The following is an 18,627-nucleotide window of genomic DNA, read 5'->3' on the forward strand; positions in this document are numbered from 1 at the left end:
CGCCATGCGTGGATGCGGTTGCCTCTCACCCCACCTTGCGCAGGAACTCCTCGGCCTCCATCGGCCGCCCCAGGTGATAGCCCTGCAGCTGGTCGCAGCCCAGCTCGCTCAGATAATCGCGCTGCGCCTGGGTCTCCACGCCCTCGGCCACCACCTGCAGCTGCAGGGTGCGGCCCAGCGCGATGATCGACGACACGATGGCCGCATCCTCGTCATTGCGTTCGAGGTCATGCACGAACGCCCGGTCGATCTTCAGCTCGGTGGCGGGCATGCGCTTGAGGTACAGCAGGCTGGAATAGCCGGTGCCGAAGTCGTCGATGGCGATGTGCACGCCCATCGCAGTCAGATCGTTGAGGATCGCCAGGCTTGCCTCGACATCCTTCATCGCCGTGGTTTCGGTGATCTCCAGGGTCAGCCGCGCCGGGTCGATGCGATGCCGTTCCAGCACCGCCCGCACGCTGTCCAGCAGGGCCGGCGAGGCGAACTGCAGCGGCGACAGGTTCACCGCCATCGTCCAGTGGCTGTGCCCGCCGTCATGCCAGGCCCGCAGCTGCGCGCAGGCCTGGTCCAGCACCCAGTCGCCGATCGGCAGGATCAGGCCGCTACGCTCGGCGATGGGAATGAACACGTCCGGTGCCAGCAGGCCCAGCTCCGGATGCTGCCAGCGCAGCAGCGCCTCGGCGCCGGTGGCGGGCGCGTCGGCCGCCGGAAATTTCGGCTGGTAGTGCAGCAGCAGTTCGTTGCGCGCGATCGCCTTGCGCAGGTCCTGCAGCAGCCGCAGCTGGCGGTTGGCACTGAGCTGCATCGAAGGGATGAAGAAGGTGTAGCCGTTCCGGCCGGTTTCCTTGGTGTGGTACATCGCCGCATCGGCATGCGCCATCAACTCGCGTTCGTCGCCGGCATCGTCCGGATACAGGGCAATGCCCAGGCTGGCGGTGACCTGCAGTTCCGCCGCATCCAGCACGAACGGTTCGCTGGCCGCCGCGATCACCCGTTCGGCGACCACCGCCGCATCGTCGGGTGCATCAATGGCCAGCACGATCACGAACTCGTCGCCACCGAGGCGGGCGAGGGTGTCCTGCGGCCGCAGCTGCGCCCCCACGCGCTGGGCCACCGCGACCAGCAGGCGATCTCCCAGCTGGTGGCCATAGGCATCGTTGACGGCCTTGAAACCGTCCAGGTCGCAGAACATCACCGCCACCGACTGCTGGCGGCGTTGCGCCTTCTCGATGGCCTGCTCGATCCGGTCCTGCAGCAGCATGCGGTTCGGCAGCTGGGTCAGTGGATCGTGCAGTGCCGCCTGGATCAGCTTGTCATTGGCGTGGGCCAGGGAGTCGGCCAGCAGACCGGTGCGCACGCGCATCTGGCGGTCGAACAACGAGGCAACCAACGCGATGCCCAGCGTGGCCAGGGTGGTCACGATCACCAGCACGGCCAGCCAGCGGGGATCGATGCCGCCGCTGCCGACCGCGCCGCAGACGCTGCCTGCCGGGAAGCGTGCGGCGGCCATGCCGGTGTAATGCATGCCGACGATGGCCAGGCCCATCACCAGTGATGCCAGTATCCGCAGGCGCACCGTGTTGCGTTGCTCGACGCGCAGCCGGAAGGCGATCCACAGCGCTGCACCGGCGGCGCCGATGGCCACCGCGATCGATGCGGCAAACCAGCCCGGGTGGTAGTCGATGCCCGGCTGCATCCGCATCGCGGCCATGCCCAGGTAGTGCATGGCCGCGATACCCAGTCCCATCAGCACCGCACCGGCGGCCAGGCGCTGCAGCGGCAGGCTGGGCCGCGACACCAGCCACAGCGCATAGGCCGATGCGCCGATCGACACGGCCAGCGAATACAGGGTGATCGCCAGGTCGTATCCGACTGGAATCGGCAGCTTGAACGCCAGCATCGCGATGAAGTGCATCGACCAGATGCCCAGGCCCATCGCGGCGGCACCGCCGGCCAGCCACCAGCGGGCGACCCGGCCCTCGGCCGTGGCCAGGCGGCCGGCCATGTCGAGCGCGGTATACGATGCCAGCATGGCCACCAGCAGCGAGATGGCGACCAGGCCCTGACTGTAACTACCAGTCATGTTGAATCCAGAGGAGAAGGGAGGGGCGCCCGCAAGGCGCACGCCCGCCACCGCTATCGGCACCGGCGGGTGGGACTTGAGTGGTCGCAGCACGTGCGACCCGGCTCGGCTATCCTGCCACGCTCGTTGCCCCTGCAGGAAATCTCCGATGGCCAAAGCCCGCACCGCGTATGTCTGCAATGAATGCGGCGCCGAATACAGCAAGTGGCAAGGCCAGTGCACCGAGTGCAACGCCTGGAACACGCTGTCGGAAATCGTCCTTGAGAGCGCGACGGCGGCCAAGGCGCCCGCCTCACGGCGTGCCGGCTGGGCGGGCAAGATCGACCCGCCGAAGATCACCGCACTGAAGGACGTGGCGCAGACCGAGCACAACCGGGTCAGCACCGGCATCGGTGAATTCGACCGCGTGCTCGGCGGCGGCCTGGTCGAGGGCGCGGTGGTGCTGGTCGGTGGTGATCCGGGCATCGGCAAATCCACCCTGCTGCTGCAGGCGGTGGCGAAGATGGCCGCGGTGCTGCCGGTGCTCTACGTCACCGGTGAAGAATCACTGGCCCAGGTGGCCGGTCGGGCGCACCGGCTGGAGCTGCCGCTGGAGGGCGTCAACGCGCTGGCCGAGACCGGTGTCGAATCCATCCTGCAGCACGCCACCAAGAGTGGGCCGCGGCTGATCGTGGCCGATTCGGTGCAGACGCTGTGGACCGAGACGCTGACCGCCGCGCCTGGTTCGGTCAGCCAGGTGCGCGAGAGCGCTGCGCGGCTGGTGCGCTTCGCCAAGGAAACCGGAACCGCGGTGTTCCTGGTCGGCCACGTGACCAAGGAAGGCGGCATCGCCGGCCCGCGCGTGCTGGAGCACATGGTCGATGCCGTGCTGTATTTCGAAGGTGAGAGCGGCAGCCGCTTCCGCCTGCTGCGGGCCTTCAAGAACCGCTTCGGCGCGGTCAACGAGCTGGGCGTGTTCGCGATGGGCGACAAGGGCCTGAAGGAAGTCTCCAATCCGTCGGCGATCTTCCTGTCCGGTGCCAGCACGCACCAGCCGGGCAGCTGCGTGATGGTCACCCGCGAGGGCACCCGGCCGTTGCTGGTGGAAGTGCAGGCGCTGGTCGACGCCTCGCCGCTGTCCAATCCGCGCCGCGTGGCGGTGGGCCTGGAGCAGAACCGCCTGGCCATGCTGCTGGCGGTGCTGCATCGGCATGGCGGCGTGCTGGTCGGCGACCAGGACGTGTTCGTGAACGTTGTTGGTGGCATCCGCGTGCAGGAGACCGCCGCCGACCTGCCGGTGCTGCTGGCGGTGCTGTCCTCGCTGCAGGACCGTCCGCTGGCCGAGAAGACCATCGCGTTCGGTGAAGTCGGCCTGTCCGGTGAAATCCGGCCGGTACCCAATGGCGAGGATCGCCTGCGCGAAGCCGCGACCCACGGCTTCAAGCGCGCCATCGTGCCCAAGGCCAATGCGCCCAAGGGCGGTTCGGTGAAGGGGATGGAAGTGATCGCGGTCGAACGCCTGTCCGAGGCCATCGACGCGGCGTGATGCCGGTACTGTAGAGCCGAGCCCATGCTCGGCTGCTTTTCCGGCAAAGGCCAGCCGAGCGCGGGCTCGGCTCTACAAACGTCACATGCGGCAACAGTCAGCCTGCCTGTGCTAGTTTTCCCGGCTCGACGAAGACGCCCCCTGGCGCCTTTCCGTGGCAAGGAGTAATCGATTACATGCAGGACCCGATGTTCAGCACCCCCGCCGCCGAAATCCGCCGCGCCGGGGTCGATCTCAATGGATTGATGACGGTGCTGGGCAAGCACCTGTATTCCACCCCGATGGTGGCGCTGCGTGAGCTGGTGCAGAACGCGCACGATTCGATCATCCGTCGCCGTATCGAGCAGCCCGGCATCCAGAGTGTGTCGCGCATCGACGTGCAGGTCGATGTCGCCGCCGGCGTGCTGCGCATCACCGATACCGGTGCCGGCCTGACCCGGCAGGAAATCCACGATTACCTGGCCACGGTCGGGGTCGGTTACACCCGCGGCCTGCGCCAGGACGGCGAGGACGATGAAGGCCTGATCGGCATGTTCGGCCTCGGCTTCCTGTCGGCCTTCGTGCTGGCGCGCCGTGTCAGCGTGCGTACCACCTCCTACCAGTCACCAGAGCTGGGCCACCTGTACGTGTCCAGCAACGCCGAGCAGTACACCGTCAGCGAAGTGCCGGCACGGGCGATCGGCACCGAGGTCGAGCTGGAGCTGCATCCGGACTTCCTGCCGCTGGCCAACGAAGCGCGCCTGCACGAGGTGCTGGGCCGCTACTGCGCGCTGCTGTCCGAGCCGATCTTCATCGGTGCGGCGACCGCCGCGATCAATCCCGAACCGCCGCCGTGGCGCGGGCAGGGTGACGTCGCGCTGCATCCGGTGCAGGCACGCCGCCAGGCGCAGCAGTTCGCGGCCCGCTTCGAACATGATTTCGAGCCCATCGTGACGATGCCGCTACGGTCCGATGGCAGCAGTGATGCCGTCGGCATGCTCTGGGTGCAGGATGGTGCCACCTACGGCACCAGCGACAACCGCAACCTGTCGGTGTTCGTGCGCGGCATTCTGCTGGACGACGACGCGCGCGACCTGCTGCCGCCGTGGGCCGGTTTCATCGGCGGGGTGATCGAATCGTCGAAGCTGACCCCGACCGCCAGCCGCGAGGACCTGCAGCGCGATGACCACTATCGCGCCGTGCAGCACGCCCTGCTGGAAGCGCTGATCGATGGCCTGGCCGACGTCGCGCGGCAGCAGCCCGAAGCCTGGCGGCGCGTGCTCAGCCGCCACAACGAGGCCCTGCTGGGTGCGGCGCTGTGCGATGAGCGCCTGTTCGACCTGCTGCTGGAACACGTGCGCGTGCCGACCTCGCAGGGTGACCTGCCGGCCAGCGCGTTGCCGGCGCGCGGCGCGGTGCATGTGATCCTCGACAACGGTGGCGGCTTCGAGGAAATGCTGTTCCGTGCGATGGGCGTGCCGGTCGCGCATGGCCATCGCTATGCGGTGGTTCCATTCCTTCGCCGCTGGGCCCAGGCCAAGGGCCTGCGCCTGGTCGAACTGGGTACCGAGCAGGGCAATCGCGCACTGTTCCGCACCGACGACAGCCTTGACGATGCGCAGCTGGCCTGGTTGCGTGAACACCTGGGCGATGGCGAACAGTTGCTGCCGGCGCGGTTCAGCCCCGAGGCGCTGCCGGTGGTGGTGGTGCCCGACCGCGAAGCCGAGCTGAAGCAGCGCCTGGAAGACGACGAGAACGACAAGCGCGTCTCGATGGCCGCCCTGCGGCTGGCGCGCCAGTTCACCGCCCGCATCGAGGCGCGTGCACCGTCGCGGCTCTACCTCAACCTGGACAATCCAGCGGTGCAGGCCTTGCTGCAGGCCCAGCGCGATGGCCACCCGCAGGCCGCGTCGGCCGCGCGCCTTCTGCGCTCGCTGAAGATCATCGTGTCCGCGCAGGGCCGGCCGTTGCAGCGCACTGCGGCGACGCCGGGCCCCGATCTCAATGGTGCATTTACCGATATTGCCGGTGCCCTGCAGCAGATGCTGCGCTGAGCACCGCCCCCTCTCATCCAGCCTTCGCTAGACAGGAGCATTACCCCCATGGATATCTGGAACTGGGTCGAAAAACTGCAGGAAGACCTGCGCCAGGCCGGGCAGGCACAGAACGCCCACCTGCTGACCCGCCTTGCCGATGAAGTCAGTGAACTGCAGGTCGACCGCGTCGATGCACTGCTGCCCGAAGCACGCGCGTTGGGCAAGGCGCTGGACAACCCCTGGGTCGACGTCTATGTCGGCCATTGGGCGCTGCGCAACCGCGTCGGCAACCGCGTGGAAGGTGAAAGCGCGCTGGGCGAGTCGGTGGCGCTGTTCGAGCGCGCACACCGTGCCGATACCCTGGACTGCCCGCAGTCGATCTGCGTCACCCAGGATCTTGCCGCCTGCTACGGCAACATCGATGGTCCAGGCTGGGTGCCCGAGCGCATCGAGGTCTGCGACGAGACGCTCGGCCGCATCGACCCGAGCTGGGCCTGCTTCCAGTGCCTGAGCTGCGAGAAGGCCGACGCGCTGCTGGACGACGGCCGTTGCCAGGACGCGCTGGATTACCTGCAGGTGCAGGCGGCGGCGATCCAGGCGCGCGGCAAGGAAGTGTTCGACAGCTTCCCGGAAATGCAGATCAAGATCCTGCTGGCCAGCGGCCGCGCGGCGGAGGCCCTCGCACTGATCGAGCAGCGTGAGGCCGAAGTAGCCGCCGCAGGCGAATACGAGCCGGCCAACTGCACGGTGCCGCGCCGGCTGTCCAAGGCCTGGGCGCTGGCCCAGTTGGGGCGTGATGAAGAAGCGCTGCAGCAGCTGGTGCCCTGGAGCGAGCTGACGCCGAACCACTGGCGGCTGTGGGCCAATACCGTGTCAACGCTGTGCAGTCGTGATGGCGAACGCAACACCTGGGATCTGGGTACGCGCTTCAACACCATCATCGAGCACTTCGCCACTGTTGGCGCGCATCGCCTGGTGATCGAGATCGCTGCGTTGAGCCTGGAACTGGCCCTGCAGCGCGGTGCGCGCTGGGTGGCACAGCGCCAGCTCGGCCTGGCCCGCACCCATCTGGGGCAACTGCGGCAGGACCGCGGCGCTGCCGCGCTGGTGGCGGGTTTGGCGGCAAGAATCGAGGCGCTGCCGGAGACGGCACCGCTGCCGGTGCCTGCCGATGAACTGCTGGCGTGGCTGCAGGCGCAGGGCGAACAGAACCAGTCACGTGATCCCGAGCGCGAAGCGCAGTGGCTGCTGCAGGCCCACGCCGAGCGGCCGGACGACGGCGCGCTGGCCGAGGTGGCCGCCTCGGCGCTGCACGCCTGTGGCGCCAGGACCGAAGCGCAGGCACTGCTGTGGGACTTCGTGCGCGGCCACGCGCAGGAAGATGGCGCAGCGGCGTATACGCTGATGCGTTGGCTGGTCGAGCAGGGCGATGATGACGGCCTGCGCAGGCTGGCTGCGACCTACCGCGACAGCGTGCCGGTGTTCGCGCACTGGTGCGAGGTGCAGCGTGCACGGCGCGCGTCGGATTGGCCGGCGCTGGAGCAGGCCGCGCAGGCATTGCTGGCGTTGTCGCCGGGATCGAACGGTGCACGGGGCACGCTTGCGCGCATGTACATGGAGACCGGCCGCTTCAGCGAGGCGCAGGCCTGCTATGCGCAGCTGGTGGAACTGCTGGAAGAGCCCAACGCCGCGCACTGGGACCACATGAGTGCGGCCAGCGCGGCGCGCGACTGGGATGCGGTGCGCCGCTCGGCAGCAGCGATCGGCATGGAACTGTCCAGCCAGCAGGGCGTGGTCGAAGAGCCCTGGGGCTGGGTGATCATCCGCAGCGAAGAAGGCGGCGAGCCGATGGAGTATTACGCCCGCCGCAGCGGCCCGGTGACCGCGCGTATCGTCGAGAATGCACCGGCCAATCGTGCGCAGCAGGTGGGTGACTGGGTGGTGTTCGACGCCGGTCTGGTGCACCCGGCACCAGAAGACGAAGCGGAGCGCGAGCACTTCATTCCGACCTATGCGCAGGTGCATGTGCTGGAGCGGGGTGGTTTCGCTCGCAGCTGGCTGGTCGACGGCGCGCACCCCGGTGAAGATGCATGGAACGCTTTCGTGGAAGCCGCCGAGGCACAGGGCTGGCAGGTGTGGTCGCACAGCCGTGCGGACTACACCGTGACCGATCCGGACGCGGAAGACGGCACGCTGCCGGGTCTGTTGTTCACTGTCGCCCAGCCGCAGGATCACGCGCCGCTGGCGCTGCATCGCTTCCTGCAGCAGGCGACGGCGGATTGGGCGCACCCACACTGCTGGCTGCGCCTGGCCGAGGCCTGTGACCAGGATCGCCAGCCGCACTTGGATGCGATCGAGCGGTACGGGTTGTAATCTCCGTCGCGCTGCGCGCTCGCCGGGCATGGCCCGGCGTTACCCATACGTGTTGCCGGTAGCGCCGGGCCATGCCCGGCGTCTCTCCACCATCAAGGAACTGGATATGCGAAAGACAGGGATGTTGGCGATCGTCAGCCTGCTGTTGGCCCCCACCGTGCAGGCCGCGCCTGCCTGCCGGGAACCGGCCGAGGTGGCACGTGCCTTCTTCGAAGCGACCACCGGCAAGGGCGACCTGCTGCAGCCGCCGCAGGCGCTGGTCAGCGCGGCATTCGCCAAGGCGCTGCACGCCGAGCGTGCCTGCCAGGTGCGCGAAGAGGGCATCTGCACGATCGATTCCGATCCGTGGCTGGACGCGCAGGACGGGGGCATCGACGGCGCCGTGCGCTACAGCTGGACGCAGGCTTCCGCCACGGTGGGCCAGGTCGAGATGGGCTATGCGGTATGGAACAAGGCCTACGTGACGCGGTTGCCGATGGTGCGCAAGGGCGGGGGCTGCTGGCAGGTCGATGACATTCTCACCAACAGCGGCCGCTCGCTGCGCAGGATCCTGGCCCAGCCGGTGCCCTGAGCATCTGGGGCATCCACGCATGGCGTGGATCTACTGTGCTCCGATTGCCGGCCGGCGGCCGGCACGGGTGCTGTGGGGGTGGGTGCCGACCGTTGGTCGGCACGCCTCTATCGCGAATGCCCGAACACCAGCTCGATCACGAACTGGCTGCCGAAGAACGCCAGCAGCAGCAACAGCATCGCCGTCAGCGTCCAGTGCACCGCCTTCGTGCCGCGCCAGCCATAGCGACGGCGGCCGATCAGCAGCACGCCGAACACGATCCACGACAGCACGCTCAGCACCGTCTTGTGCACCAGCTTCTGCGCCAGCAGGTCGTCGACGAATAGCACACCGGTGACCAGGGTCAGGGTCAGCAGCGCGAAGCCGACGGTGATCACCCTGAACAGCAGCGATTCCAGGTCGGCCATCGGCGGCAGCGCACGCAGCCACGGACGGAATTCGCGGCGCCGCAGCGCACGCTCCTGTAGCCACAGCATGATCGCCAGCAGCGCAGCGATGCTCAACGTGGCGTAGGCCAGCAGCGCCAACCAGGCGTGGCTGGCCAGGCGCCAGCCCAGCAGCTTGCTCGGTTCGTGGCCGTAGCCGTGGTAGACCACCAGCAGCAGCGCGGCCAGCGGGAACACCACCACGCCCAGGGTGGACATGCGCCCGCGCGCGCCCACCAGCGAGGTCAGCCAGGCCATGCCCAGGCCGACCAGCGACAGCGCGGCGAAGAAGTGCATGTCCGGTCCGCCGGTGGTGCGCATCGCCACCAGCACGTGGTAGCCGCCATGCAGCAGCATCGCCGGCAGCGCAGGCCACAGCCACACAGGCGTGGTCACCCCGTCGTTGCGACCAAGGGCGCGCACCAGCAGGGCGCTGGCGGCCAGGTAGAGCAGGACGGCGATGAGAACGATTGTCATCGTTGAAGTTTCGCATACCCCCGGGGTGCTGGCGACGGCCCTGGCGTCGCAGTCCGGGGAGCGCGGTGGACCCGTTATACTGTGAGCCTTATTGTCCCCCGCTTTCAGACAGGTTGCGCCGCATGTTCGAGTCCCTGACCCAGCGCCTTTCCGGCACCATCGAGCGCCTGCGCGGCCGTGGCCGCCTGACCGAAGAGAACATCCGCGAGGCGACCCGCGAGGTCCGCATCGCGCTGCTCGAAGCCGACGTCGCGCTGCCGGTGGTGCAGGCCCTGATCGAGCGCATCAAGGTACGTGCGGTCGGCCAGGAAGTGCTGAAGTCGCTGACCCCGGGCCAGGCCCTGATCAAGGTCGTGCGCGACGAGCTGACCGCGGTGATGGGCGCCGAAGCCAGCGACCTGAACCTCAACGTTCCCGCTCCGGCCATCATCCTGATGGCGGGCCTGCAGGGCGCCGGCAAGACCACCACGGTCGGCAAGCTGGCCAAGCACCTGAAGGAAAAGCGCAAGAAGAAGGTGATGGTGGTCTCGGCCGACGTCTACCGTCCGGCGGCGATCGAGCAGCTGAAGACGCTGGCCGAGCAGGTGGGCGTGCTGTTCTTCCCGTCCAGCGCCGAGCAGAAGCCGGAGGCCATCGTCCGCGCCGCCATCGATGACGCGCGCAAGTCGTTCGTCGACGTGCTGCTGGTCGATACCGCCGGTCGCCTCGCCATCGACGAAGCGATGATGGCCGAGATCAAGGCCCTGCACGCCGCGGTCAACCCGGCGGAAACCCTGTTCGTGGTTGACGCCATGACCGGCCAGGACGCGGCCAATACCGCCAAGGCCTTCGGCGATGCACTGCCGTTGACCGGCGTGGTGCTGACCAAGACCGATGGTGACGCCCGTGGCGGCGCCGCGCTGAGCGTGCGCTACATCACCGGCAAGCCGATCAAGTTCGTCGGTGTCAGCGAAAAGCCGGAAGGCCTGGACGTATTCCACCCGGACCGTATCGCCAGCCGCATCCTCGACATGGGCGACGTGCTGTCGCTGGTCGAGCAGGTCGAGCAGCAGGTCGACAAGGACAAGGCGCAGAAGCTGGCCGAGAAGGTCGCCAAGGGCAAGAAGTTCGATCTGAACGACATGCGCGACCAGCTCGAGCAGATGCAGAACATGGGCGGCATCGGCGGCCTGATGGACAAGCTGCCGGGCCTGGGCCAGATTCCCGAGCACCTCAAGCAGCAGGTCAGCCAGGGCAAGGAAGTGCCGCGCATGATCGCCATCATCGGCTCGATGACCAAGAAGGAACGGCGCAACCCGAACCTGCTCAACGGCTCGCGTCGCGCCCGCATCGCCAAGGGTTCGGGCGTGACCCCGGCCGACGTCAACAAGCTCATGAAGCAGTACATGCAGATGGAAAAGATGATGAGCAAGATGGCCGGCGGCGGCATGAAGGGCATGATGCGCAGCATGAAGGGCATGATGGGCGCCATGGGCGGCCGTGGCATGCCGTTCCGCTGAGCGCGTGCTGTATCGAACGCTTGAACAACCCGCGGAATCAATCAAAGGAATGTGCATGAACAAGTCGATCGTGGTGATGGCGCTGGCCCTGGGCCTGGTTGCCTGCAAGGACGACACCTCCGTGTCGCAGAAGGCCGGCAGTGCCATCAGCGGCACCGCTGCCGATTTCGTCGCTGGGCTGGGAGAGGGCGTGGACAAGAAGATGAACGTGACGCTGCAGGCCGATCCGGGCCTGGCTGCGCGCGGGCTCACCGTCACCCTGGGCAAGAGCCGCGGCATGGGCTCCAAGGACGCAGCGGTCTACGTGGTGGCCGACAAGGCCTTCAAGGGCAAGCTGGTGGCGCGTGCACTGGATGCCGAGGGCACCGAGATCGGCCGCGCCAGCGCCGAGGAAGAGTTCGCCGCGGATGACGCGCGCTATGTGACGTTCAAGTTCAACGAAGAAATGGACAGCCAGCTGGTCCGCACCTACGCGGTGTCTGCGCGCTGAGCAACGCGGGAGCGGATCGCCCGGTGCGACGCTCCCGTCCACAGTGTCTGGCGTATGCTGGCAGCGACTCCTCCCACAGGTGCGTCGCGTGAGCCTTTCGCCGATTCTCGAACGCGCCGACGATTTCTGTCGGCGTTTTTCATTGCAGCTGCCGATCCTGCTGGCACCGATGGCCGGCGCCTGTCCGGTTCCGCTTTCGGCCACGCTGGCCAACGCCGGCAGCATGGGCGCGATGGGGGCCGTGTTGTCGCCCGCGGCGGATATCGGCCGATGGATGCAGGACTTCCGGGCCGCGTCCAGCGGACCGGCACAGGTGAACCTGTGGCTGCCCGATCCCGCGCCGGTGCGCGACGTTGCCGCCGAGGCCGCCACGCGTGCTTTCCTGGGCCAGTGGGGGCCGGAGGTTGCGGCCAGCGCCGCAGATGCCACGCCTGCCGATTTCGAGGAACAGTTCAGTGCACTGCTGGCGGCACGGCCGGCGGTGGCCTCGACCATCATGGGCGTGCTGTCGCCGCATCATGTGCAGCAGTTGAAGGATGCGGGCATCGCCTGGATCGCCTGCGCCACGACGCTGGCCGAAGCGCGCGCTGCGCAGGATGCGGGGGCTGACGCGGTGGTCGCCCAAGGCGCCGAAGCCGGTGGCCATCGCGGCGCCTTCGATCCGATACGTGCAGAACAGCAGCTGGTCGGCCTGTTCGCACTGCTGCCGCGGCTGGCGGACAACCTGAAGATTCCGGTGATCGCTGCGGGCGGCATCGGCGACGGTCGCGGCATTGCTGCTGCCTTGATGCTCGGGGCCAGCGCGGTGCAGATCGGCACGGCCTTCCTGCGCACACCCGAAGCAGCGGTGGCACCGGCATGGGCCGATGCGTTGGCCCGCAGCGAACCCGAAGACACCTGGCCGACCCGCGCGTTCAGCGGGCGCCTGGGCCGTGGCCTGGCGACCGCCTACGTGCGCGCCGCTGCCGCCGAGGGCGCACCCACGCCGCGCCCGTATCCGGTGCAGCGCGGCCTGACCGGACCGATGCGCAAGCAGGCCACGCAGGAAAACCGGCTTGCCGCGATGCAGGCCTGGGCCGGGCAGTCGGCGTGGATGGCACCGGCAGCGCCGGCCGCCGACGTGCTGCGTGGCATATGGCAACAGGCGCAGGCATTGCTGCGATGACGGTGACCTGCAACGGCGCCACGGCGCGGGCTGAAGACCTGCTGCCGGCGCTGACCAACTATGGCCACTTCACCTCGCTGCAGGTGCGCGGCCGCGCGGTGCAGGGGCTCGACCTGCATCTGCAGCGGCTGGCCCAGGCAACGCAGGAGCTGTTCGGCAGCGCGCTCGATATCGCGCAGGTGCAGGCGTGGATGGCGCAGGCGCTGCAGCAGGCCGGTCAGATCGATGCATCGATGCGGGTCACCGTGTTCTCGCGCTGTTTCGATTTCCGCGATCCGTTGGCCAGCGTGCCGGTGGATGTACTGGTTGCCGTGTCCGCGCCGGTCACGCTGACCGCACCCAAGCGCGTACGCAGCGTGACCTGGCAGCGCGAGCTGCCGCAGATCAAGCACGTTGGTACGTTCGGCCTGTTCGCCCAGCGCCGCGCCGCGCTGGCAGCGGGTTTCGACGATGCGCTGCTGGTGGCTGCCGATGGGCAGATCAGTGAGGGCACGACCTGGAACCTGGCCGTGCATGACGGCGAACAGCTGGTCTGGCCGCAGGCGCCTGCGCTGCGGGGAACCGCTGAAGCGCTGCTGCAGGCGGGTTGGGCGGGTCCACAGCAGATCCGCCCGCTGCGGCTGGATGCGCTGGCCGGCATGCAGGCTGCCTTCGCCTGCAATGCCAGCGGGCTGTGGGCGCTGGATGCCATCGATGGTCAAGCGCTGCCACGTTCGCAGGCCCTGGCCGAACAGGGCAGGGCGGTGCTGGCGTGGGTGCCCTGGCAGCCGCTTTCCTGAACGGGAGTCGCTGGGGTCAGATCCCTTTTGCTCGGTAAAAGGGATCTGACCCCGGGGTGGACGCCCGGGGTTGGCTCGGCCGGACTCTGCCGCTATAATCGCCCGCTTACCGCGCCATCCTGGCGACTGGGCAATAGGAAAAAACCACCATGGTCAAGATTCGACTGACCCGCGGCGGCGCCAAGAAGCGTCCGTTCTACCACATCATCGTCACCGACGTCCGCAGCGCCCGCGACGGCCGCAACATCGAGCGCGTCGGCTTCTACAACCCGGTTGCACAGGGTGGCGAGAAGCGCATCGAGCTGGACCTGGCCCGCGTTGACCATTGGGTCAAGAACGGCGCCCAGCCGACCGAGAAAGTTCGCAACCTGATCAAGGAAGCGAGCAAGTCCCAGGCCGCTGCGGCCTGATCCTGACGGGCCGCGCCCTGGTGCGGCCCATCTGATTGAACGCAGATGAAAGATAACGAGCGCCGCATCCTGCTTGGCAGGATTGTCGGCGCTTTTGGTGTGCGCGGCGAAATAAAGCTCGAGTCCTGGACCGAGCCGCGTTCCGCTATTTTCCGTTACCAACCGTGGATCCTGCGCAGCCCCAACGGGCAGGAATCGACGCTTGAAGGCGCCCGTGGCCGGGATACCGGCAAGCACCTGGTGGCCCGTTTCCCGGGCATCGAGGATCGCGACACGGTCGAGGCGATGCATGGCACCGAGGTCTTCGTGGCCCGCAGTGCGCTGCCGCCGCCGAATGCCGACGAGTATTACTGGGTCGATCTGGAAGGCCTGGATGTGAAGACCGTCGAAGGCGTTGCCCTCGGCCAGGTCTCGCACCTGTTCAGTACCGGCGCCAACGATGTGGTGGTCGTACGCGGCGATCGCGAGCGGATGATTCCGTTCGTCGTGCCGGAGTTCGTCAAATCCGTCGACTTCGAGGCCAATCTGGTCGTGGTCGACTGGGACCCCGAGTTCTGAGTGTAAGCATGCGTTTCGACGTCATCACCCTGTTCCCCGATTTCCTCGCCCAGTCCGCTGGGCTGGGCGTGGTCGGCCGTGCGCAGGAAAAGGGGTTGTTCAGCCTGCATGGCTGGAATCCCCGTGACTACGCCGAGGGCAATTACCGCCGGGTGGACGATCGTCCGTTCGGCGGTGGCCCGGGCATGGTGATGCTGATCGAACCGCTGCAGGCCTGCCTGCAGGCGATCCGCGACGCTGATCCGACGCCTGCGCGGGTGATCCATCTCAGCCCGCAGGGTGCGCCACTGACCCAGGCCAAGGTGCGGGAACTGGCGGCATTGCCGCGCATGGTCCTGCTCTGCGGCCGCTATGAAGGCATCGACGAGCGTTTCCTGGCCGCCAATGTCGATGAGGAGATCTCCCTCGGCGACTATGTGCTGTCCGGTGGCGAGCTGGGGGCTGCGGTCATCATCGACGCGGTGGCCCGGCTGCAGGAAGGCGCCTTGAATGACGCCGAATCGGCCGCGCAGGACAGTTTCGAGGGCGACCTCGGCCTGCTCGACTGCCCACATTACAGCCAGCCGGCCCAGCATCCGCTGGGTGACGTGCCGGACGTGCTGCGCTCGGGCAACCATGCCGCCATCGCCGCCTGGCGCCGGCAGCAGTCGTTGATCCGTACCGCGCAGCGGCGCCCGGACCTGCTGGATGAACAGGCGCTGGGCAAGGCCGACCGCAAGTTGCTGGCCCTGGCCCGCCAGGCCCCGGCAGAAAAGGGCAGGCCCTAGCGCCAGCCCCGCTTTATCGGCTATCATGGCCAATTACCGCCGGCCCAGGCTGGCGTGCAATACCCAAAACAAACGTGCAGCACAGTCCGGTGACTGCATGAGCCCACGCTGTCGAATGACACGCCCACCCGAACAATGAATCGGTGTAACCCATGAGCAAGCTGAACAAGTCCATCGTCGCGGAATTCGAATCCGCCCAGATCACCCGTGAACTGCCGCAGTTCAGCCAGGGCGACACCGTTGTCGTCAACGTGAAGGTGAAGGAAGGTGCCCGCGAGCGCGTGCAGGCCTATGAAGGCGTTGTCATCGCGACCAAGAACGGCGGCCTGAACTCCTCGTTCACCGTGCGCAAGATCTCGCACGGCTACGGCGTCGAGCGCGTGTTCCAGACCCACAGCGCCATCATCGACTCGGTCGAAGTGAAGCGTCGTGGTAAGGTCCGCGCCGGCAAGCTGTACTACCTGCGTGGCCTGGAAGGCAAGGCTGCCCGCATCAAGGAAGATCTGGCTGCTGCTGCTGCCGCCAAGGTTGCCCGTCTGGCAACCAAGGGCTGATAAACAACTTCGGTTGTTGCCGCGACGGCCGCCTTCGGGCGGCCGTTTGCGTTTGTGGTGTCGCCTCGTTAGTTTCAAGGGATGGATGAGACCGACCATCGATACCCGGCCGACATCCAGGTGGCATTGCGCTTCCTGGACGGTTCCGGCGTTCCGCGGCGGGAAGCGGCCCCTCTGCTGCACCGCATGCTGTGGCGGCTGGGTATCGCGCTGCCACCACCGATACTGGCTGGGTTCCTGACCAATACGCTGCTGCAGGGCCTGCTGTTCGGCGTGTTCTGGACGGTGCTGATGTGGCTGCTGCTGTGGCAGGGCAGGGCCCCGGCGCTGGAGCTGCTTCTGCTTGCCGGGGTTGCAGCCGGCGCGATGTTCGGTCTGGTGATGGCCACCCTGATGTGGTTCCTGCGGGGCGCCCGCAAGCTGCCCACCTGGCAGCAGTTCCGCCGCAGTCTCTGAGGTCATGGCGCAGTGCGCCGTGACCGCTGCCGGGCGGCGGCGTACGCTCGGGCCTTCGACCCCCGTGGCCCCTGCGATGCCCGCCAAGCGACCAGCCAACAGTGCTTCGCCCACGCTGCTGTCCGGCGGTAATCCGCAGATCGCCAAGGGTGAGGGCGATGCGCCCGTGCAGGCCTACATCGCCGCCATGCCGGACTGGAAACAGGCCGTCGGTGCACGTCTGGATGCACTGATCGAGCAGGCCGTGCCCGGCGTGCACAAGGCAGTGAAATGGAACTCGCCGATGTACGGCGTCGCTGCCGGCGAGGGCTGGTTCCTCAGCTTTCATTGCTTCGCCCGCTACATCAAGGTCGCCTTCTTCCGCGGTGCGCGGTTGCAGCCCGTTCCGCCGGAACCGTCCAGGAGCGCCGACACCCGCTATCTGCACATCCTTGAGGATGGGGTGCTGGACGAGGCGCGGTTCCTCCACTGGGTGCGGCAGGCCAGCGAGCTGCCCGGCGAACGCATGTAGTTCTCAAGGATCTTTCCCCGTACGAGACCACACGATGGCCACGCAGAAGACCGATCCCGCAGATGCTGCTCTCCCCGCCGCCGCGCTGATCGATGCTCGCATTGCCGAGCTCGGTGATTGGCGCGGCGACATCCTCGCCCGCGTGCGCGCGCTGATCCACGAGGCGCTGCCGGACGTGGAGGAAACCTGGAAGTGGCGCGGCACTCCGGTGTGGGAACACAACGGCATCCTGTGCACCGGCGAAACCTACACGCAGGCGGTGAAGCTGACCTTCGCCCACGGCGCCGCGTTGCCGGATCCGAAGGGCCTGTTCAATGCCAGCCTGGAAGGCGGCACGCGCCGCGCGATCGACATCCATGAAGGCGAAATGCCGAATGCCGCGGCGTTCAAAGCCCTGATGCGTGCGGCCGCAAAGCACAACGCCACGAAGAAAAAGCGGTAGTGCCGGGCCATGCCCGGCGGATTTCTGGCAACCGCTGCGCTCTCCGGGCGTGGCCCGGCGCTAACGGGTCACAGCATCCGGGTCGGCCACCGGCGACGGCGGGCAGGCCGGAATCTCCGACGGCGTGGCCAGTTCCTCCGCGTGCACCGGCTTGCTGATCATTCTCGCCTTGCGCCAGCCACCCCAGCGGTAATACGCGAGCGACAGCAGCATCGACACCAATGAACCGGCCGGGAAGCTCCACCAGATCGCGTCCGCGCCCCAGTACGGCTGCAGGAATTCGGCGAACGGCACGCGCACCCCCCACAGCGACGCCGCCAGGATCAGCAGCGGCGGCAGCACCGCGCCGGTGGAGCGCACCACGCCAGAGATCACGAAGCTGACGCCGAAGAACAGGAACGAACCGATCACGATGTGGTTCAGGTGCCGCGCGATCTGCAGCGACTCGCTGCCCTGCGGCAGGAACAAGGCCAGCGAATACTGGTCCAGCAGTACCAGCGGCAGGATCAACGCGCCGGTCAGCAGGAAGTTGAACAGGATGCCCTGACGAGCGGTGCCGCGAACGCGGTCCCAGCGCTGCGCACCGACATTCTGCGCGGCCATCGACGAACACGCCGCGCCGATCGCCATCGCCGGCATCTGCACGTAGTTCCACAGCTGCAACGACGCACCGTAGGCTGCGCCGGTGTCGGTGCCGTACTGGTTGACCATCGTCATCAGCATGATCACAGACAGCGAGATCAGCACCATCTGCAGGCCCATCGGCACGCCCTTGACCACCAGCGCGCGCAGGATGGTCATGTCCAGCTTGAACAGGTGCATGTCGGCGCGGCCCAGCCACAGCGTGTGCCGCTTGTGTCGCATGTACAGCAGCAGGCCGGTCAGCGACAGCGTCTGCGACACCAGCGTGGCCCAGGCCGAGCCGGCGATGCCCAGTTCCGGGAACGGCCCCATGCCGAAGATCAGCACCGGGTTCAGGGCGATGTCCAGCACCACCGAGACCAGCAGGAAACGGAACGGCGTGCGCGAGTCGCCGGCACCGCGCAGTGCCGCACTGAGGAAGGCGAAGGCGTACAGCGTCGGCATCGCCAGGAAGATGATGCGCAGGTAGGCCTCGGCCAAAGGCAGCGAGGCGGCAGGCGTGCCCATCGCCGCCAGCAGCGGGTGGGCCAGGAACCAGCCGGCGATGGCGATGATCACCGACAGGCCGATGAAGAACGTGGCGCTGGTGCCGACCACGCGCCGTGCCTGGGCAATGTCGCGTGCACCGATGGCCTGGCCGATCAGGATGGTCGAGGCCATGCCGAAGCCGAACACCGAACCGATCAGGAAGAACATGATGTTGTTGGCGTTCGCGGTGGCGGTCAGTGCCGCTTCGCCGAGGAAGCGTCCCACCCACACCGCATTCACCGAGCCGTTCAGCGACTGCGCGATGTTGCCGGCCAGGATCGGCAGCGCGAACAGCAGCAGGTTGCGGCCGATCGGGCCGGAGGTCAGGTCAAGCGGCGCTTTGGCCATGGAGTGGTG

The 18,627-nt window shown here is 67.5% G+C and carries 18 protein-coding genes; 15 read left to right on the top strand and 3 right to left on the bottom strand.

The genetic code is table 11. The annotated features are described in order from the left end of the window. Nucleotides 1-25: 25 nt before the first annotated feature. Nucleotides 26-2,083: a bifunctional diguanylate cyclase/phosphodiesterase gene (locus CR919_RS17225; RefSeq protein WP_099821052.1), complete on the bottom strand. Its 2,058-nt coding sequence runs from the start codon at nt 2,081-2,083 to the stop codon at nt 26-28. A gap of 148 nt (nt 2,084-2,231) precedes the next feature. Here CR919_RS17225 and radA point away from each other — a divergent pair, with 148 nt between their 5' ends. The 4 genes from radA to CR919_RS17245 all read left to right on the top strand — a co-directional run bounded on the left by radA (nt 2,232) and on the right by CR919_RS17245 (nt 8,567). Next, nucleotides 2,232-3,608: a DNA repair protein RadA gene (gene radA / locus CR919_RS17230; RefSeq protein WP_099821053.1), complete on the top strand. Its 1,377-nt coding sequence runs from the start codon at nt 2,232-2,234 to the stop codon at nt 3,606-3,608. 176 nt (nt 3,609-3,784) lie between these two features. Next, the gene (locus CR919_RS17235) at nt 3,785-5,641 is read left to right on the top strand and encodes an ATP-binding protein (RefSeq protein WP_099821054.1); all 1,857 of its coding nucleotides are present in this window, start codon (nt 3,785-3,787) and stop codon (nt 5,639-5,641) included. 48 nt (nt 5,642-5,689) lie between these two features. Then, nucleotides 5,690-7,996 (top strand): tetratricopeptide repeat protein, encoded by a 2,307-nt coding sequence (locus CR919_RS17240; protein WP_099821055.1) that lies wholly within the window; start codon nt 5,690-5,692, stop codon nt 7,994-7,996. Between the two features lie 106 nt (nt 7,997-8,102). Continuing rightward, nucleotides 8,103-8,567, top strand: coding sequence for a hypothetical protein (locus CR919_RS17245; RefSeq protein ID WP_099821056.1), 465 nt, complete (start codon nt 8,103-8,105; stop codon nt 8,565-8,567). Between the two features lie 107 nt (nt 8,568-8,674). Here the strand turns inward: CR919_RS17245 and ccsA are convergent, their stop codons facing one another. Beyond that, nucleotides 8,675-9,469, bottom strand: a complete 795-nt coding sequence (gene ccsA / locus CR919_RS17250) for a cytochrome c biogenesis protein CcsA (protein WP_099821057.1) — start codon at nt 9,467-9,469, stop codon at nt 8,675-8,677. Nucleotides 9,470-9,591: 122 nt separating this feature from the next. On the opposite strand from ccsA, the gene ffh reads away from it, so the two are divergent. The 11 genes from ffh (at nt 9,592) to CR919_RS17305 (ending at nt 17,100) form a co-directional block, all read left to right on the top strand. Next, on the top strand, nt 9,592-10,968 hold the full coding sequence (gene ffh / locus CR919_RS17255; RefSeq protein ID WP_099821058.1) for a signal recognition particle protein: 1,377 nt from the start codon (nt 9,592-9,594) through the stop codon (nt 10,966-10,968). Between the two features lie 55 nt (nt 10,969-11,023). Beyond that, the gene (locus tag CR919_RS17260) at nt 11,024-11,458 is read left to right on the top strand and encodes a hypothetical protein (protein WP_099821059.1); all 435 of its coding nucleotides are present in this window, start codon (nt 11,024-11,026) and stop codon (nt 11,456-11,458) included. Between the two features lie 88 nt (nt 11,459-11,546). Continuing rightward, the gene (locus tag CR919_RS17265) at nt 11,547-12,623 is read left to right on the top strand and encodes a nitronate monooxygenase (RefSeq protein ID WP_099821060.1); all 1,077 of its coding nucleotides are present in this window, start codon (nt 11,547-11,549) and stop codon (nt 12,621-12,623) included. Continuing rightward, nucleotides 12,620-13,402 (top strand): aminotransferase class IV family protein, encoded by a 783-nt coding sequence (locus CR919_RS17270; protein WP_099821061.1) that lies wholly within the window; start codon nt 12,620-12,622, stop codon nt 13,400-13,402. The genes CR919_RS17265 and CR919_RS17270 overlap by 4 nt, the downstream gene beginning before the upstream one ends. A gap of 149 nt (nt 13,403-13,551) precedes the next feature. After that, nucleotides 13,552-13,812, top strand: coding sequence for a 30S ribosomal protein S16 (gene rpsP / locus CR919_RS17275; RefSeq protein WP_025873821.1), 261 nt, complete (start codon nt 13,552-13,554; stop codon nt 13,810-13,812). A gap of 45 nt (nt 13,813-13,857) precedes the next feature. Then, on the top strand, nt 13,858-14,370 hold the full coding sequence (gene rimM, locus CR919_RS17280; protein ID WP_025873820.1) for a ribosome maturation factor RimM: 513 nt from the start codon (nt 13,858-13,860) through the stop codon (nt 14,368-14,370). A gap of 8 nt (nt 14,371-14,378) precedes the next feature. Next, nucleotides 14,379-15,137 (top strand): tRNA (guanosine(37)-N1)-methyltransferase TrmD, encoded by a 759-nt coding sequence (gene trmD, locus CR919_RS17285; protein ID WP_099821062.1) that lies wholly within the window; start codon nt 14,379-14,381, stop codon nt 15,135-15,137. A gap of 152 nt (nt 15,138-15,289) precedes the next feature. Then, nucleotides 15,290-15,691 (top strand): 50S ribosomal protein L19, encoded by a 402-nt coding sequence (gene rplS, locus CR919_RS17290; RefSeq protein ID WP_099821063.1) that lies wholly within the window; start codon nt 15,290-15,292, stop codon nt 15,689-15,691. An 81-nt stretch (nt 15,692-15,772) separates the two neighbouring features. After that, entirely contained in the window at nt 15,773-16,147 is a 375-nt protein-coding gene (locus CR919_RS17295; RefSeq protein ID WP_089239650.1) for a DUF6404 family protein, read from the top strand. A gap of 76 nt (nt 16,148-16,223) precedes the next feature. Then, the gene (locus tag CR919_RS17300; protein WP_099821064.1) at nt 16,224-16,658 is read left to right on the top strand and encodes a DUF1801 domain-containing protein; all 435 of its coding nucleotides are present in this window, start codon (nt 16,224-16,226) and stop codon (nt 16,656-16,658) included. A 34-nt stretch (nt 16,659-16,692) separates the two neighbouring features. Beyond that, the gene (locus tag CR919_RS17305) at nt 16,693-17,100 is read left to right on the top strand and encodes a DUF1801 domain-containing protein (protein WP_099821065.1); all 408 of its coding nucleotides are present in this window, start codon (nt 16,693-16,695) and stop codon (nt 17,098-17,100) included. A gap of 60 nt (nt 17,101-17,160) precedes the next feature. Here the strand turns inward: CR919_RS17305 and CR919_RS17310 are convergent, their stop codons facing one another. Continuing rightward, entirely contained in the window at nt 17,161-18,618 is a 1,458-nt protein-coding gene (locus CR919_RS17310; RefSeq protein ID WP_099821066.1) for an MATE family efflux transporter, read from the bottom strand. Nucleotides 18,619-18,627 lie beyond the last annotated feature (9 nt).

Origin of the sequence: Stenotrophomonas sp. LMG 10879 (genome assembly GCF_002750935.1) — a bacterium.
Taxonomy (GTDB): domain Bacteria; phylum Pseudomonadota; class Gammaproteobacteria; order Xanthomonadales; family Xanthomonadaceae; genus Stenotrophomonas; species Stenotrophomonas lactitubi_B.